This is a genomic window from Polaribacter sp. 11A2H (genome assembly GCF_011379025.1).
Lineage (GTDB): Bacteria > Bacteroidota > Bacteroidia > Flavobacteriales > Flavobacteriaceae > Polaribacter.
Map to the genome: position 1 here is coordinate 84,776 of NZ_WTLD01000001.1, position 16,795 is coordinate 101,570.

15 protein-coding genes are annotated in these 16,795 nt (G+C 29.5%); 5 read left to right on the top strand and 10 right to left on the bottom strand.

Annotated features, from left to right (window positions below):
* Nucleotides 1–37 precede the first annotated feature (37 nt).
* Complete coding sequence (locus tag GQS58_RS00365; protein ID WP_166381760.1) at nt 38–661, top strand: LysE family translocator; 624 nt, start codon at nt 38–40, stop codon at nt 659–661.
* Between the two features lie 108 nt (nt 662–769).
* Nucleotides 770–1,729, top strand: coding sequence for a glycosyltransferase (locus tag GQS58_RS00370; protein ID WP_166381762.1), 960 nt, complete (start codon nt 770–772; stop codon nt 1,727–1,729).
* A 220-nt stretch (nt 1,730–1,949) separates the two neighbouring features.
* Here the strand turns inward: GQS58_RS00370 and mazG are convergent, their stop codons facing one another.
* From mazG to ruvX, 4 genes are all read right to left on the bottom strand, one after another.
* Entirely contained in the window at nt 1,950–2,729 is a 780-nt protein-coding gene (gene mazG / locus GQS58_RS00375; RefSeq protein ID WP_166381764.1) for a nucleoside triphosphate pyrophosphohydrolase, read from the bottom strand.
* Nucleotides 2,730–3,068: 339 nt separating this feature from the next.
* Nucleotides 3,069–3,491, bottom strand: a complete 423-nt coding sequence (locus GQS58_RS00380; protein ID WP_165730163.1) for a DUF5606 domain-containing protein — start codon at nt 3,489–3,491, stop codon at nt 3,069–3,071.
* A 101-nt stretch (nt 3,492–3,592) separates the two neighbouring features.
* Complete coding sequence (def, locus tag GQS58_RS00385) at nt 3,593–4,183, bottom strand: peptide deformylase (RefSeq protein WP_166381766.1); 591 nt, start codon at nt 4,181–4,183, stop codon at nt 3,593–3,595.
* Nucleotides 4,184–4,435: 252 nt separating this feature from the next.
* On the bottom strand, nt 4,436–4,846 hold the full coding sequence (gene ruvX, locus GQS58_RS00390) for a Holliday junction resolvase RuvX (protein ID WP_166381768.1): 411 nt from the start codon (nt 4,844–4,846) through the stop codon (nt 4,436–4,438).
* A gap of 566 nt (nt 4,847–5,412) precedes the next feature.
* Here ruvX and GQS58_RS00395 point away from each other — a divergent pair.
* Nucleotides 5,413–6,228 carry a 2,3,4,5-tetrahydropyridine-2,6-dicarboxylate N-succinyltransferase gene (locus GQS58_RS00395; protein ID WP_166381770.1) on the top strand — a complete coding sequence of 272 codons (816 nt, stop codon included), beginning with the start codon at nt 5,413–5,415 and terminating at the stop codon, nt 6,226–6,228.
* A gap of 14 nt (nt 6,229–6,242) precedes the next feature.
* Nucleotides 6,243–6,998 (top strand): glycosyltransferase family 2 protein, encoded by a 756-nt coding sequence (locus GQS58_RS00400; protein WP_166381771.1) that lies wholly within the window; start codon nt 6,243–6,245, stop codon nt 6,996–6,998.
* On the opposite strand, the gene GQS58_RS00405 is transcribed toward GQS58_RS00400, so the two are convergent.
* The 3 genes from GQS58_RS00405 to GQS58_RS00415 all read right to left on the bottom strand — a co-directional run bounded on the left by GQS58_RS00405 (nt 6,995) and on the right by GQS58_RS00415 (nt 10,385).
* Nucleotides 6,995–7,741 (bottom strand): glycosyltransferase family 25 protein, encoded by a 747-nt coding sequence (locus GQS58_RS00405; RefSeq protein ID WP_240914534.1) that lies wholly within the window; start codon nt 7,739–7,741, stop codon nt 6,995–6,997. The two genes, GQS58_RS00400 and GQS58_RS00405, sit on opposite strands and share 4 nt — an antisense overlap.
* Nucleotides 7,738–8,541: an alpha-1,2-fucosyltransferase gene (locus GQS58_RS00410; protein ID WP_166381774.1), complete on the bottom strand. Its 804-nt coding sequence runs from the start codon at nt 8,539–8,541 to the stop codon at nt 7,738–7,740. The genes GQS58_RS00405 and GQS58_RS00410 overlap by 4 nt, the downstream gene beginning before the upstream one ends.
* A gap of 128 nt (nt 8,542–8,669) precedes the next feature.
* Nucleotides 8,670–10,385, bottom strand: coding sequence for an LTA synthase family protein (locus GQS58_RS00415; protein ID WP_240914535.1), 1,716 nt, complete (start codon nt 10,383–10,385; stop codon nt 8,670–8,672).
* 653 nt (nt 10,386–11,038) lie between these two features.
* Here GQS58_RS00415 and GQS58_RS00420 point away from each other — a divergent pair.
* On the top strand, nt 11,039–12,451 hold the full coding sequence (locus GQS58_RS00420) for a CCA tRNA nucleotidyltransferase (RefSeq protein ID WP_166381778.1): 1,413 nt from the start codon (nt 11,039–11,041) through the stop codon (nt 12,449–12,451).
* On the opposite strand, the gene GQS58_RS00425 is transcribed toward GQS58_RS00420, so the two are convergent.
* From GQS58_RS00425 to GQS58_RS00435, 3 genes are read right to left on the bottom strand one after another with little or no spacing between them, the layout of a single operon-like run.
* Nucleotides 12,446–13,234, bottom strand: a complete 789-nt coding sequence (locus GQS58_RS00425; protein ID WP_166381780.1) for a WlaTC/HtrL family glycosyltransferase — start codon at nt 13,232–13,234, stop codon at nt 12,446–12,448. The genes GQS58_RS00420 and GQS58_RS00425 overlap by 6 nt on opposite strands.
* Nucleotides 13,235–13,246: 12 nt before the next feature.
* The gene (locus GQS58_RS00430; protein ID WP_166381782.1) at nt 13,247–15,076 is read right to left on the bottom strand and encodes an ABC transporter ATP-binding protein; all 1,830 of its coding nucleotides are present in this window, start codon (nt 15,074–15,076) and stop codon (nt 13,247–13,249) included.
* Nucleotides 15,076–16,791 carry a phospho-sugar mutase gene (locus GQS58_RS00435; protein ID WP_166381784.1) on the bottom strand — a complete coding sequence of 572 codons (1,716 nt, stop codon included), beginning with the start codon at nt 16,789–16,791 and terminating at the stop codon, nt 15,076–15,078. Before GQS58_RS00435 ends, GQS58_RS00430 begins: the two co-directional genes overlap by 1 nt.
* Nucleotides 16,792–16,795: the final 4 nt, after the last annotated feature.

Sequence of the window (16,795 nt, forward strand, 5' to 3'; positions counted from 1 at the left end):
TCCTTTGTATTCAAGTTTATTTTAATATAAAAATATCATGGGAATAGAGAATTTTATAGCTTTTATGTTTAGTGCGTTATTTTTTGTGATTACTCCGGGCATCGATACCGTATTTGTTTTAAACAAATCTATTGGTCAGGGCAGAAAATCTGGAATACATGCTGCTTTGGGTATTAATGCAGGTGTATTAACACATACTTTTTTAGGTGCTTTGGGGTTGACTGTGTTAATTTCTAAATCTGATTTTGCTTTTGATGTGATAAAATATGTTGGTTTTTTGTATTTAGTATCCGTTGGTTTTTTAAAGCTTAAAAACAGTAAGAAGGTAATGGATTTGGGTGATGAAAATACGACTCAAAAAAAAGGTAAAAGTGATTTTTGGTCTGGCTTTTTAACCAATACGTTAAACCCGAAAGTTGCATTATTCTTTTTGGCTTTCTTTCCGCAGTTTATCAATCCATTAGAAATAGAAAACCCAGTACCCTTTATTTTATTAGGTTTAACATTTGCCTTAATTGGTACAATTTGGTATTTAGGATTGTCTTTTTTTGCAAGTCTTTTTTCTCAAAAACTACAGAGCAACCCCAGTTTTAATGTATGGCTAAATAAAATTAGTGGTTTTGTTTTTATACTGATGGCATTTTCAATTTTACTAAGCTAAAGGAGTCTATTTTTTGTTGTTTTTTTGAGTTATTAGCGTTCAATTTTTTACATTTACAAGATCGTTTTAAATTAGTTTAACATTTACAACGTTGAAAATATTTATAATTTGATACTACATTTTTCTTTAATAATTCCAGTTTACAATCGTCCTAAAGAAATAGAGGAGTTGTTAGAAAGTCTTACAAAACAAGATTTTTCTGATAATTTTGAAGTTTTAATTATAGAGGATGGTTCTACGGATAAAAGCAATTTAATTATTGAGAAGTATAAAACTGAATTAGATTTAAAATACTTTTTTAAAGAAAACAGTGGAGCAGGAGCGAGCCGTAATTTCGGTATGCAAAATGCTTCAGGTAATTATTTTATCATTTTAGATTCAGATGTAATTGTACCAGTACAGTATTTATCCGAAGTAAAAAAAACGTTAGAGACTAATTTTACTGATGCTTTCGGAGGACCAGATGCAGCACATAAAAGCTTTACATCCTTACAAAAAGCCATAAATTATTCTATGACTTCTGTGTTAACTACTGGCGGAATTCGGGGTAAAAAACAAGCGGTTGGTAAATTTCAACCAAGAAGTTTTAATTTAGGTTTATCAAAAAAGGCATTCGAAAAAACACAAGGTTTTTCTAAAATGAAAAATGGAGAAGATATCGATTTAACCTTCCGACTTTGGGAGAACGGTTGTGAAACACAATTAATAGAAAAAGCTTTTGTGTATCATAAAAGAAGAAGTACTATTCAGCAATTTTTTAAACAGACTTTTGGTTTCGGAACTGCAAGACCAATTCTGAATAAAAAATATCCAGAAACAGCAAAACCTACCTATTGGTTTCCTTCTTTGTTTATTATAGGGATTGACGTAAGTATTATTTTAGCCATCTTTGGCTACAATCAATTGCTCTATTTTTACGGATTTTATTTTTTGTTAATATTCCTTGATTCTTTAGTGCAGAATAGGGATTTGTACGTTGCTTTTTTAAGTATGTTTACTTCTTTAACCCAGTTTTTAGGATATGGATTAGGGTTTTTAGAGTCGCAAGTTTATCCGAAGAAAAAATAAATTTGGCTAAAGCCATTGTGGTGATAAATTTTATTCACCTATGGATAAATCCATAGGCAATTGAAAAAGATAAAATTTGTTTTGTTTTGAATTGGCATAGGCTTCAGCCTGTGCTAAAATTAATGAGATGAATATTGGCTTTAGCCAAATTTTAAAAGTTTAATGTTAGACAAGAATATGTCTTATGAACTTCTGTTTTAAAATAAAGATTTAGAGTTTACTACCTAAAAAACTCTTTAGATTTTTCCCAATAGACATCCATTTCAGTTAAGGACATATCTGCAAGTTCTTTTCCTTCTTTTTTAGCTTCTTGTTCTAGAAACTGAAAACGATTGATAAATTTCTTATTGGTTTTTTCTAAAGCATTTTCTGGGTTTACACCAATAAAACGAGCGTAGTTAATCATAGAAAATAAAACATCACCAAATTCTTTTTCGGTATTTTCTTTATTTCCTGCTTTTACTTCTTCATTTAATTCAGTGAGTTCTTCTTGTACTTTTTCCCAAACTTGTTCAGGTTTTTCCCAATCGAAACCAACTCCTTTTACTTTTTCTTGAATTCTACTTGCTTTTACAACAGCAGGTAAACTTTTAGGAACACCTCCTAAAACAGATGTGTTTCCTTCCTTTAGTTTTAATTGTTCCCAATTACGTTTTACATCTTCTTCCGTTTCGGCAACAACGTCACCATAAATATGAGGATGTCTGTGTATTAATTTGTCGCAAATAGCATTAGCAACATCACCAATGTCAAAAGCTTTTTGTTCGCTTCCTATTTTAGCATAAAAGACGATGTGCAGTAGCACATCGCCTAATTCTTTTTTTATTTCTGGTAAATCGTTTTCTAAAATAGCATCTGCCAATTCATACGTTTCTTCAATAGTAAGATGACGTAAACTTTCTAAAGTTTGTTTTTTATCCCACGGACACTTCTCACGAAGATCATCCATAATATCTAACAATCTATTAAAAGCGGCTAATTGTTCTTTTCTGCTATTCAAAATGATGTTTTATTAAAGTGTTATTTCGAAACGAGTTGATAAACTATTGAGAAATCTAAAAGAGATTCCTGCTCATTCTTCGTTCGGAATGACAATTGTTATATTATTTTTAGTATTAAATACCACAAACTTCCTCACTGAAAACTGAGACTGAATACTGCTTACTTTTTTTCAGTTTCTAAGTTGAATATTATGTTCAGTTTTTAGTATATCTAATCTGTTTATGAGATTTCTCAATCTCTTAAAAAAGCTCATTTTGAAACCACAGACGTTATATTATTTAGTTTCTAATGGCTAATACTACAAACAGGCTAACTGAAAACTGAGACTGAATACTGTTTACTCCTTTTCCGTTTCTTCAGCAGCAACTTCTTCTACTTTAGGGAACTCCATACCTGCTTTTACTAACATATTAAACCACTGAATTACTTTTTTAATGTTAGAAGCATACACTCTTTCTTCATCATAACCAGGTAAAACCTCAGAGAAAAAAGCAGTTAAATTTTTACTACTTTCTTTATGAGATAACGCTTCTTTACCTTCTGTTTTTTCATACATAGAAGTAAAAATGTTTAATAAAGGTACGTCTTCTTCATACGTGTAAATTGCTATGTTTTCTAACAAGCTAACGTTTTGAGCAGCATTAATTGCCACACGTTTTTTTTCTACTAAAGATTCTGCGATTACTGCATTTTTAGATTGTGAGATTACTTGAAATAATCCAGGTTTACCAGTTACGGCAATAATTTTGTTAAATTCCATTTTTGTATATTTTATTATATGTTATTTCTAGAGCAGACAAATGTGTTCTTAAATCAAAAATGAAAATTTTTTGATTGGACTAGAAAAAAACATGGTTTTTGTTATTTACCTTTTTTAGCATTTGGGAAACGCATTCTATAATCTGCATTAATTTTCCCTTTAGAAATATTTTCTAATTTCTTTTTTATCAATCTTTTTTTAAGAGTAGATAGTTTATCTGTAAATAAAACGCCATCTATATGATCGTACTCGTGCTGAAAAACTCTAGCAGCCAAACCATCTAAGGTTTCTGTATGGGGTTTAAAATCTTCATCTTGATATTCAATAGTAATTTCTGGCTGACGAAAAACGTCTTCTCTAACATCTGGAATACTTAAACAACCTTCGTTAAAAGCCCATTCATCACCTTCTTCTTTCAATATTTTAGCATTTATAAATACTTTATTGAAGTTTTTTAAAGCTTCTCTGTCTTTTTCAGATAAATCTTCATCTTCTGCAAAAGGAGATGCATCAATAATAAATAAACGAATTGCTTTACCAATTTGAGGAGCTGCCAAACCAACACCAGAAGCGTTGTACATGGTTTCTTTCATATTAGAAATCAATTTTTCTAAATTAGGATAATCGGCATCAATTTCTACGGCCATTTTTCGTAAAACAGGATCTCCGTAAGCAATAATTGGTAATATCATTTCTTTATTTTTAAGATTGGCAAAAATACAATTTACAATTACGAATTACGAATTTTTTGAAATTGGATTTTATTTTTTTTTGAAGTTTAGTTTTTTTAACAGTTTTGTCTTTTTTAGAATAAGATAAAAGCATCTAAAAAGAACTTATTATTTAAAAGTGAGTTTCTCATTCTTCGGATGAAAAGCAGAATAGTAACGGTTGCTTAATTAATAGCGTAACCTTTGTGATCAATCTAAAAACTATGCATTTTATTACTTATTGTATAAATAAGACTGTAAAATTATGGTAGCGCTAATTTCATCAACTAAAGCCTTGTTTCTGCGTTGCTTTTTATTTAAGCCACCATCAATCATCGTTTGAAAAGCCATTTTAGAGGTAAAACGTTCGTCAATTCTTAACAATGGAATTTGAGGTATTTGTTTTTCTAATTTTTTTAGAAAGGGTAGTATCAATGCTTCGCTTTCACTGTCGGAATTATTCATCTGTTTCGGTTTTCCTACGATAAAAAGTTCTACCTGATTCTCTGAAATATATTTTTTTAGAAATGGAATTAAATCATCTGTATTTACCGTAGTTAAACCAGAGGCAATAATTTGCAGTTCGTCTGTAACTGCAATACCTGTTCTTTTTTTGCCAAAATCGATGGCGAGAATTTTACCCAAATTAAATGTTTTTTGCAAAAATAAAAGTTATAATATAATAACTACTGTTTAATTGAAATATTATCAATTAGTTAACGTTTTTTTTCTTAATATTTATCGAAAGGCAAGAATTAACACCAATTTTATCAGTTAAAGTCGTAATAATAGTTGGTGTTTTAGTTTCTAACTAATCCGTAATAAACTAACAATTTTGTCAGTTTGAGTATTTAAACATTGCAAAGTACAAGCTTTTTCTAACACTTTTTTTTATCAATTGAATATTCTTCGACAAGTTCTGGAAGACATTTTTGAGTTTTAATTGTTTTACGACTTTATAAAATTAAAAGGGTATAATTTAAATCTACTTCTTTTCATTTTAAAAATCATTTGTTATCACTCACATTTGTTTTTCAGTTAGTTACAATATCGTCTTAGTTCTTAATTCTAAAAAGAAAGCGGTCTTAGAGCTTTTATTGAAGATAAAAGATAATTGTATTTTAAACAAGATGTAATAATCTGTTTAAAAAACGTATATTCGTCCACGTTTTTGTGGATAGATTTATATTTGCGCAAATATACATATTACGATGAAAGAAATTAGAAAAATCATAGAGTCAGCTTGGGATAACCGCGAGTTGTTAAAAGAAGAAAATACAATTAACACAATTAGAAAAGTTGTTGATTTATTAGATAAAGGAGAATTAAGAGTTGCAGAGCCTGTTGATGGTGGATGGCAAGTAAATGAGTGGGTAAAAAAAGCAGTAGTTTTATATTTCCCTATTCAGAAAATGGAAACTTTAGAAGCAGGTATTTTCGAATACCACGATAAAATGCCTTTAAAAACAGATTATGCGGCACAAGGAGTTCGTGTGGTTCCTGGAGCATCTGCTCGTAAAGGATCTTACCTTTCACCAGGTACTATTTTAATGCCAAGTTATGTAAATATTGGTGCGTATGTAGATGAAGGTACTATGGTAGATACTTGGGCTACAGTTGGTTCTTGTGCACAAATTGGTAAAAATGTTCACCTTTCTGGTGGAGTAGGTATTGGTGGTGTTTTAGAACCATTACAAGCAGCACCTGTAATTATAGAAGACGGCGTTTTTATTGGTTCTAGATGTATTGTTGTAGAAGGTGTAAGAGTAGAAAAAGAAGCGGTTTTAGGTGCAAATGTTGTATTAACAATGAGTACTAAAATTATTGATGTTACTGGTGATGTACCTGTTGAAACTAAAGGAGTAGTGCCTGCACGTTCTGTAGTGATTCCAGGGAGTTATACTAAGAAATTTCCTGCAGGAGAGTTCAATGTACCTTGTGCATTAATTATTGGAAAAAGAAAAGAAAGTACAAATAAAAAGACTTCTTTAAACGATGCGTTACGTGAATATGATGTAGCAGTTTAAGAAATTAGGTTACTATGACAAAAATTACAGCAATTATTCCTACTTTAAATGAAGAATTTCATATTACTGATGCTATTAAATCAGTAAGTTTTGCAGATGAAATTATTATTATAGATTCTTATAGTACAGATAAAACAATTGAAATAGCTGAAAAGTTACATGTAAAAATCATCAAGCGAAAGTTTGATGATTTTTCTTCTCAAAAGAACTTTGCAATTGACCAAGCAACACATAGCTGGATTTATATTTTAGATGCAGATGAAAGAGTTACTCCAGAAGTAGAAAAAGAAATTTTAGAGGCAGTTAAAAAACCGAATGATTTTGTGGGTTTCTATGTAAGAAGAACTTTTTATTTTGCAAAACAAAAAATAAATTACTGCGGTTGGCAAGGAGATAAGGTAGTCCGTTTATTTTTAAAAGAGCACTGTAGCTATTCTGGAGTTGTCCATGAAACTATTTTAGCAAATGGTAAACTAGGTTTTTTAAAAAATAAAATAGATCATTTTGGATATAGAAGTTATGACCATTTTATCTCGAAAATAAATCATTATTCTTCTTTAAAAGCGAAGCAACTTCATACCAATGGGAAAAAGGTAACTGCGTTTCATTTATTAATTAAACCAGCGGCTAGGTTTTTTATTCATTATGTAATTCGTTTGGGCTTTTTAGACGGATTAGCAGGCTTAATTTTAGCTAAAATTTTGGCATATTCTGTCTTTACGAGATATATTAAACTATGGTTACTAAATAAAGAGATTAAAGAAAGCTAATTGTTTTTATAAAAGGAATAGTTATTAATAGCTCTATAACTTTTGTAAGTCAGTAAAGTTAATAGTTGCCATAAAGGTCTTAAAACTTCTCTTAATACTTTTTTAAATTTAGGCATACTTTTCTGCTGAATTGTAGTTCCTCCAACATTCTTATCATTGCTAGTTACATAATTTTTATTGGTAGTATAAATACTTACCTTGTGTTTAAAAACATCTTGTTTTAAAACATCTATGGGCGCATAATAGGAAGTTAGGTTTTGAGCTAGTGTTTTTGCGGCTTCTTTACCTATAATTTGTCCGGTAGTTTGCAGTGAAGGGATTAAAAATTTTGATAAATGTTCATTTTTTTCTAATAAAGAAAACCCTTTTCTACCAGCAATATCAACGAAATCGTTTGTTGTAATTAGATCTAGTAAACTTTGTAAATCTTTAAAAAAGTGAGGAGTTAATAAGGCATCGTCCTCTAAAACAATGGAAAATTCTTCTTCTTGTTTGGCTATAATTTTCCATAAATCGAAATAGGTTTTTGTCAAACCAATTTCACCATCATTTAAATTTGGGAAATGTGTAAGAATTTTATGCTGATTTTTTGCTTCCTTTAAAAATTTTTGAGGTAATTCTTTACCATAAACAGCAGGCATTCTTTTAAGCGGAATGTTCAGTTTTTGAAACTGATTTTCCATAAAATTCCTCCTTTCAAGACTTTTATCTAAATTAATATAATATACTTTAAAAGTCTTCATAGTTTTATCCAATTTAAGCAGGCAATTTCATTTTCTTTATCAATATACCATTGGTTAGGAGCGATAACAGTTTTAGTTTTATTTTTATTTAACCAAGCTCCCCACCAAGAAAAACTACTATTTGCGGTAATATTATGATTACATAAACTCATTAAATACATATCTTCATGCGGAATAGATTTAATGTCAATATAGGTAGCATTTTCTATTAATAAGTTTTCTTTTGTCCAACGAATATCATCAGAAAAAACAAAGAAAGTAACATTTGAGTATTTATTACTTATAACTTTTATTGCTTTTTTATAATATTCTAAATTGCAGGTTCCATGAACACTATTTGCTTTTTTATCGGATATATAATCTCCTCTTCTAATATGAAGAGAGCAACTGTTTTTTGCGGCTTCAATTTGTTTAGTTATACTTAGCATTTCTTTTGATGCCTTTTGTTTAATAACAAATTCGGTTAATAATGTATTTCTTATTTCTTTAAAATATTTTTCAGTTTGAAAGTATCCTTTCAAATATTCATTTCCATTTAATAATTTTAAATTATTATCAAACAATAAACTTTTTTCCTTTTTATTTCCTCTTAATCTTATTTTAGCTAAAAGAATTGAAAAAGAATCAGCTTCTTCTAAATTAATATTGTATTTATCTAGCTGATAACCACCGTGTAGCTTATATTTTTTTATCTTTGAAAGATCTAGTTTTACGTTATAACCATTAAGAGATAATGCTCGAGCATACGCATATTGAAACATTTGATTTCCTAACCCTCCAAGTATTCTTACAACTATCATGCTTCTTTTTAAGTTTGAGATAAAAAACGTTTATAAACAAAAGTACGAATGTTATAGCAATTTTCTTTTATCAATTTTAAGTTTTAAAATGTTGAAAAAATAAACTTTTATTTTGTGAACTATTATTATTATTTATTTAGTTTCTTGTTGTTAAAATATAAATACTTTGTAGAATGATAATAGGCAGATAAAAGGCTGTCCATCTGTTGGGTTATAATTGGGTTACTAAGCTTAATATCTTTAACAGAGTTTCCTTGTAAACTATATAAACCAGATTTTTTAGAGATGTTTGTTTTCTCATAGTAATAACCATTTTTTATAAGGCCTACAGCTTTTTCACCTTTACTTTGTGTGTGTATAAAAGCAGCAGTATTTGTTCTAGTGCTATCTAATAAATCTCTTCCTAAAGTATAATTTGTGTAATCTATTTTAGCCAAACTTGTAGCTGTTGGAAAAATATCTATTAATTTTGCATACTTATTTATTTCTTGTGGTTTTATATATTTAGGAGCGTTTATAAAACATGTTGTATGATGTACCTGAATCCCTAAATCATCTTCATTATCTTTTAAGAAATTTAGTTTTTTCATTCCTGCTCTGTGATCTCCAAAAAAAACAAAAATAGAATTGTCATAATAACCAGATTCTTTTGCTCTGTCTAAAAAACGAGCCACATTAAAGTCTAAATAACGAATTCCATTTAGTTGACCTAAAGATCTAAAACCTCCTTTAAGTAAAGTTTTTTCGTTAATTTCATTTTCTAAAATAGGTTTAAAACTTTCTTTTTTATCTGGTACAGTATAAGGCATGTGGTTTGTTGCTGTTTGAATATAAGTAACAAAAGGTTTACCGCTATCATGTAGTTTTTTTAACCTTTTATCTGCTTGCTTAAATAAATCGTAATCATCGATTCCCCAAACATCAGCTCTTTTTACATCATCAAAACTACCTTCTTCATAAATTTTTAATCCTTTTATGTTTGATTGAAAAACACCTCGAATATTTGCCCAATTAGCAGAACCTCCTAGAAAATATGATTTTTCATATCCTTTAAATTGATCAAATATAATTCGTTGATCAATAATCATAGGGTTTCTTGAAGCTGTTTTAACATCTTCAATATCTGGTAAGCCAGTAATGCTTGCAAAAACGCTTCCAGCAGTACCCGGTTTATGAACATAAAATTTTGGGAAACTTATACTCTTTTTAATAATTGAATCCATTTTTGGGGTACAATTAAGTGGGTTTCCATAGATTCCCATAGTTGCAGTTCCTACAGATTCTAACATCACAAAAATAATGTTTGGATTTTCTTTATAAGGGTTTTTAAAAGTTATTTTTTGCTCAAAATTAATAGTATCTAAAGGAAGGTTTAACTCTTTAGCTATTACCGGATAATAGGTTTTAAACTTCTCAACATCTACCCCTTCACTTCTAAATGAAAAACTATCAAAGAAATATAAAACAGGGTTTAAAGCAAATTGGTTTACAATGGTGTTTTTAGAGAAAAAAGCCTCACTCCAGCGCAAAGGATAATGGGTGATACTGTTATAGATACCAAAAGATAAAACGAGTACGGTTAGGATAATAATTACAGCTTTTACTTTTTTTGTTATTTCTTGATGTGCTTTTGAAAATAAATTATAAACAAAATTGGCATATTTATAGATGATAAAACATAAAATTAATAGCCCTATAAGCCCTTTGTAAATAGGATAACTTTCAACTAAAACTTGAGTAGAGATTTTTAAGTTACCTAAAAACCGAAGAGAAGAAGCATCTAGTCTTATTGCTAAATACTCATAATACCCAAGGTCGAACAGGTAAAATAACGTTAAAGTCAAGTAAATTAAAACGATATATATGGATGCTATCTTTTTATAAATTTTGTTTTTAAAAAAACGAAAATTAGTAATTAGAACTAATATTGCTAGTGGAAAAAATGCAATAACGGCAAGTTTTATATCAAAACGTATGCCTAAGGAAATAGCTTTTTGTAATTTTAATGGATCAAGATCTTCTAACTGTATAAAAAGAAGGTAGAAGATTCCTCTAAAAAGTAGTGCGAAAATAAATAGAAAAAATACATTTGTGAAAATGTATTTTATATAACTCGGAATTTTTTGAAACATAGGTATTATATAGAGCTACAAAGATACTATTTTTCGAATACACAGTTATAAACTTCATTTCAATATTTAAAGAAATCTAGAATCCTCTTATCATTTTATAACTATAGGTTTAATACTATGATTTAACAAAGTTGTAGTAGCATTTTTCTGTCAGATACTTTTTGGTAAGAATTTTTAACGGCTGGTTTGCTGTTTTGGTTATTGTATCTGTAATAATTACTTTAAAAATCATTTTAAGAAAAAGTAATTCATTTTTTTGCATAGCATGTTTTATATAGTAAATTTGCCTTAAATTAACAAGAATGTAAAATGACCAATCACTTAAAGATTGTGAAATTATATTCGAACTTTAAGAGCGTAAATTCATGCAAAAGCAATTCTTCAAAGAAGCAATTTCCTCAGAAATATTTAATGTTATATCCAAAGCATCCAAAGAGTTACAAATAGAAAGTTATGTAATTGGCGGCTATGTACGTGATTTTTTCTTAAAAAGAGGAAACTCTAAAGATATTGATGTGGTAGCAATTGGTAATGGAATTGAGTTGGCTCAAAAAGTTTCTAAACTATTGCCAAATAAACCAAAAGTACAGGTTTTTAAGACCTACGGAACTGCAATGTTACGTTATAACGATATAGAAATAGAGTTTGTGGGTGCTAGAAAAGAATCTTATTCTGAAGATAGTAGAAACCCAGATGTTACAGAAGGTAGTTTACAAGATGACCAAAATAGAAGAGATTTAACGATTAATGCCTTGGCTTTAAGTTTAAATGAAGATAATTTTGGCGCTTTATTAGACCCTTTTAATGGAATAGAGGACTTGAAAAGTAAGGTAATTAAAACACCCTTAAATCCTGATATAACCTATTCTGATGATCCTTTAAGAATGATGCGTGCCATACGTTTTACTACGCAGTTAAATTTTAATATTGATACTGAATCTTTAGATGCAATTTCTAGAAATGCATATCGATTAAAAATTATTACTCGAGAAAGAATTGTAGATGAACTAAATAAAATTTTGTCATCGCCAATACCTTCTATTGGTTTTTTATTGTTGGAAAAAACGGGTTTGTTAAAGCAAATTTTGCCAGAATTACTAGCACTAAAAGGAGTAGAGGAAGTAGAAGGACAGAAACATAAAGATAATTTTTATCATACCTTAGAAGTGGTAGATAATATTTCTGAAAATACAGAAGATGTTTGGTTAAGATGGGCTGCTTTATTACACGACATTGGAAAAGCACCAACTAAAAAATTTAGTAAAAAAGTAGGTTGGACTTTTCATGCTCACGAGTTTGTAGGTTCTAAAATGGTGTATAAGTTATTCAAGCGCTTAAAAATGCCTATGAATAACAAAATGAAATTTGTTCAGAAAATGGTTATGCTAAGTTCTAGACCTATTGTTTTGGCTACTGAAGTTACAGATTCTGCCGTAAGGCGTTTGGTTTTTGATGCTGGGGATGATATCAATTCTTTAATGACGCTATGTGAGGCGGATATTACAACCAAAAATCCGAAGAAATTTAAGCGTTATCACCAGAATTTTGAGTTGGTAAGAATAAAAATAAAAGAAGTAGAGGAAAGAGATAGTGTTCGTAATTTTCAGCCTCCTGTTACAGGGGAAGAAATTATGGAAGCTTTTAATTTAAAGCCTTGCAGGGAAATAGGTCAAATTAAGGAAGCAATAAAAGAAGCTATTCTAGAAGGGGAAATACCCAACGAACACAAAGCTTCTTATGATTTTATGATTGAAAAAGGAAAGAAATTAGGATTATAAAAAGTTCCAAAATTTCCATTTTTTTTTCTTTTTTACAAGAAAAGAACTAGAACAATATTCTAAAAGATAGAACCATTTATCTTTTGTTATTTTGGTTTTTTTTGATTTTATTAAATCAACCAATTCATTATTTTTAATTGCAACAGTAGCCAATAAACCTTGGTCACAATTTACAGAGGATTTTTTTGCGTATTCTTTAAAAACTTGATCATATAAAAATATCCATTTTAGCCATACTTTTTTAGTAGCGATCTGAACTCCACCACCTAATCTCACTTGTTGTTCAGAATGAAATATATAGTTAGTATCTAGTTCTTTATTTGTGAATTTTTTTATTAGCAACAAAGTCATTCTTGATGAATTCAGATGAGAAATAACAGGGAAACTGATCTCAATTTTTTTCCTAAAACACCCCGCATCACACCAAATAAACCATTCTGTTTTTTGATAAAGTTGCATTGCTTTTTCAATAAAACGACATTTTTCATTATATAAAACACTTAGCTGCCATTTTCGATTTAAGTTTGGGTCTTTTTTTTGTTGATTTTCCCAAAAATCTAAACCATATTTTTTATAATAATATAGCTCTTCAAAAGGCAAGATTTGATATATAATATTTTTATTATTTGTGTCTAAAAATTCTTTTGATTTATTATCAGTAAAAATAATTATTTTAGTGTTTAAGTTTGAAATTAAATTTTGGAACCATAATTTATATAATTTGTGAGACCTACCAGGTTTAGGCTCAATTAGGTAAAAACAACTTACTACTATTTTATCCATTCCTGGTTATAATTAACTTAAACTCTGCATGGTAACCAGCTTAAAATATTCCCCTTTTTTAGCAAGCAATTCTTCGTGTTTTCCTTGCTCTACAATCTTTCCTTTTTGCAATACTACAATTTTATCTGCTTTTTGAATGGTAGACAATCTATGCGCAATTACTAAAGAAGTTCTGTTTTGCATCATTTTTTCTAAAGCAAGTTGCACCAATTGTTCAGATTCTGTGTCTAGGGCAGAAGTCGCCTCATCTAAAATCATAATTGGTGGATTCTTTAAAACAGCTCTTGCAATAGACAAACGTTGTTTTTGTCCGCCAGAAAGTGTGTTTCCACTATCTCCAATATTTGTATTGTATTTTTCTGGTAAATTTTGTATAAACTCATCTGCATTCGCAATTTTTGCAGCTTCTAAAATAGCTTCATCCGTTGCTTGTTGCGTTCCTAATTTAATGTTATTTGCAATCGTATCGTTAAAAAGAATTGAATCTTGAGAAACAATGCCCATTAAATCTCTTAAAGATTTTTTAGTGATGTCTTTTATATTGTTGTCATCAATAAGTACATCACCTTTATTTACATCATAAAAACGAGTAATTAAATTAGCTAAGGTAGATTTACCACTTCCAGATTGCCCAACTAAAGCTACAGTTTCTCCTTTATTAATAGTTAAGGAGAAATCTTTTAAAACATAATCATTCTTATATTTAAAAGAGATGTTTTTAAATTCTATTTTATTAGTAAAATCTTGTTTAATAAGTGCGTTTGGTTTGTCTTTAATACTGTTTTCTGTATTTAAGACCGTCATAATTCTTTCTGCAGAAGCTTCTCCTTTTTGAATGTTATAAAATGTGGTTGTAATTAATTTTATAGGATTTAAAACCGTGTAAAAAAGTACAATATAACCTAGAAACTCATCAGGTTTTAAAGAACTTGTGTTAGATAAAACTTCCGTTCCTCCATACCAAAGAATGGCAATAATCGTAGCAGAACCTAAAAATTCACTCATTGGAGATGCCAATGTTTGTCTGTGAATTACGCTTGTCATTAACTGTTTAAAGTTAAGTGTAGAATTATTAAACTTTTTAGCAATTACATTTTCTGCATTAAAGCCTTTAATAATTCTTAAACCAGTTAAGGTTTCTTCTATAAATGATAAAAAATTACCGGTTTCTTTTTGTGCTTTAACTGAATTTGCTTTTAATTTTTTACTAATAGATGAAATTATAAATCCAGAAACGGGTAATAAGATAAATACAAAAAGGGTTAATTTAAAGCTCATAAAGAGCATGATGGAAATGGCAATAATTACTGTTAAAGGTTCTCTAACAATAGTTTCTATAGACGTTAAAATAGAGTTTTCTACTTCTTGTACATCCGAAGTCATACGTGCAATGATGTCTCCTTTTCTTTTTTCTGAAAAGTAGGCGATTGGTAATTCTACAATTTTATGATATAAGTTATCTCTTAAATCTTTTACAATTCCGGTTCTTAAAAAGGTGATTACATAAGATGCTAAATATCTAAATAAGTTTTTTAAAAAAAAGAGTGTAATAGCCAAAAGGCAAATAAAAACAAGTGTTTTTATATTGCCTTCTGTCTCTATATAATTAGATATAAAATGATAAAAACTATCTTTTAAAAAATCACCAATTTTAGTAATTCCTTCGTAGGTTGGTTTCAGAGTTACTTTTTTATCTGTACCAAATAGAATTCCTAAAACAGGAATAAACGCCAATACAGAAAGCACATTAAAAATTGCGTAAAGTATATTGAATAGAATATTTAGAATAGTAAATTTTCGATACTTTTTCTCATATTTTAAAATGTCCTTAAAATAGCCCATTAATTTAATTTCATTTCTTTAATAATTCTTTGAATTTTTGCATCTAAAGCAGCTTCTACAGAAGTAGCGTTTTCTTTAGTATCTATAGATGTATTTACACTAAAGTAAAACTTAATCTTTGGTTCTGTACCACTTGGTCTTGCAGCAATTCTTGTACCAGATTCTGTTTGATAAATTAAAACATTAGATTTTGGTAAGTCTATATTTGTTACTTCACCAGTAATTAAGTTCTTTTTTGTTGATGCGTCGTAATCACAAAGAGATTCTATTTGCTCTCCGTCAATTTCTGTAATAGGATTGTTACGCATGTCACTCAACATTTGTTGAATTTCTGCAGCACCATCCATTCCTTTTTTAGTAATAGAAATTAAATGTTCTTTATAAAAGTTGTTTTTAACATAGATTGCTAATAATTCTTCATAAAAAGAACTTCCGTTTTGTTTTGCGTATGCAGCAACTTCACAAGCTAATAGTGTTGCAGTAACCGCATCTTTATCTCTTACAAAACCACCAACCATATAACCAAAACTTTCTTCACCACCACCAATAAAATCTAATTCTGGGAAATCTCTAACCATTTTGGCTATCCATTTAAAACCAGTTAAACCAACTTTGGTTTCTACACCATAACTAGCAGCAACATCATTTACTAATTCGGTAGAAACAATCGTAGAACCAACAAATTGTTTTCCGTTTATTTTTCCTTCTTCTTTCCACTTCTTTAACAAGAATTCAGTCATAACAACCATGGTTTGGTTCCCATTCATTAATTTCATGTTTCCGTCTAGATCTCTAATAGCTACACCTAATCTATCGCAATCTGGGTCTGTACCAATCACAATATCAGCACCAATTTTGTTTGCTAATTCCGTAGCCATTTTTAAAGCTTCTGGCTCTTCTGGATTTGGAGATTTTACAGTTGGGAAATCTCCATCTGGTTCTCTTTGTTCTTCAACAATGTGAACATCTGTGTAGCCTGCTTTTGCTAATGCATCTGGTACAGAAACAATAGAAGTTCCGTGTAAAGAAGTAAAAACAATTTTTAAATTTTTACGATCAATTTTATCAGATAAAGTTCCGTTTTTTACAGAAGCATCAATAAAAGCAGCATCTACTTCTTTACCAATTACTTCAATTAAACTTTCGTTTGCATCAAATTTAATTTCAGAAAAATCTAAGGCATTTACATTACCAATAATTCCACCATCATGCGGAGGAACAATTTGTCCGCCATCTGCCCAATATACCTTGTAACCGTTGTATTCTGGTGGGTTGTGAGAAGCAGTTAAAACAATACCAGCATCGCAACCTAAATGACGCACTGCAAAAGACAATTCTGGAGTTGCACGTAAATCTTCAAAAAGAAATACTTTTATATTATTTGCAGATAAAACATCTGCTACTATTTTAGCAAACTTTTTACTGTTATGTCTACAATCATACGCTATTACTACGCTTAATTGTTCTTTTTTTACGTTTTCTATTAAGTAATTAGACAAACCTTGTGTTGCTCTACCTAACGTATATTTATTAATTCTGTTAGTTCCAGCTCCCATAACACCACGCATTCCACCAGTACCAAACTCCATATCTTTATAGAATCTGTCTGCTAAAGCATCCGGGTTATTGGTAATTAATTCTTGAATTTCAGTTTGAGTTTCAGCATCAAAAGTAGCTGTTAACCATTGCTTTGCTTTGTCTAAAATATTATTCATCGTT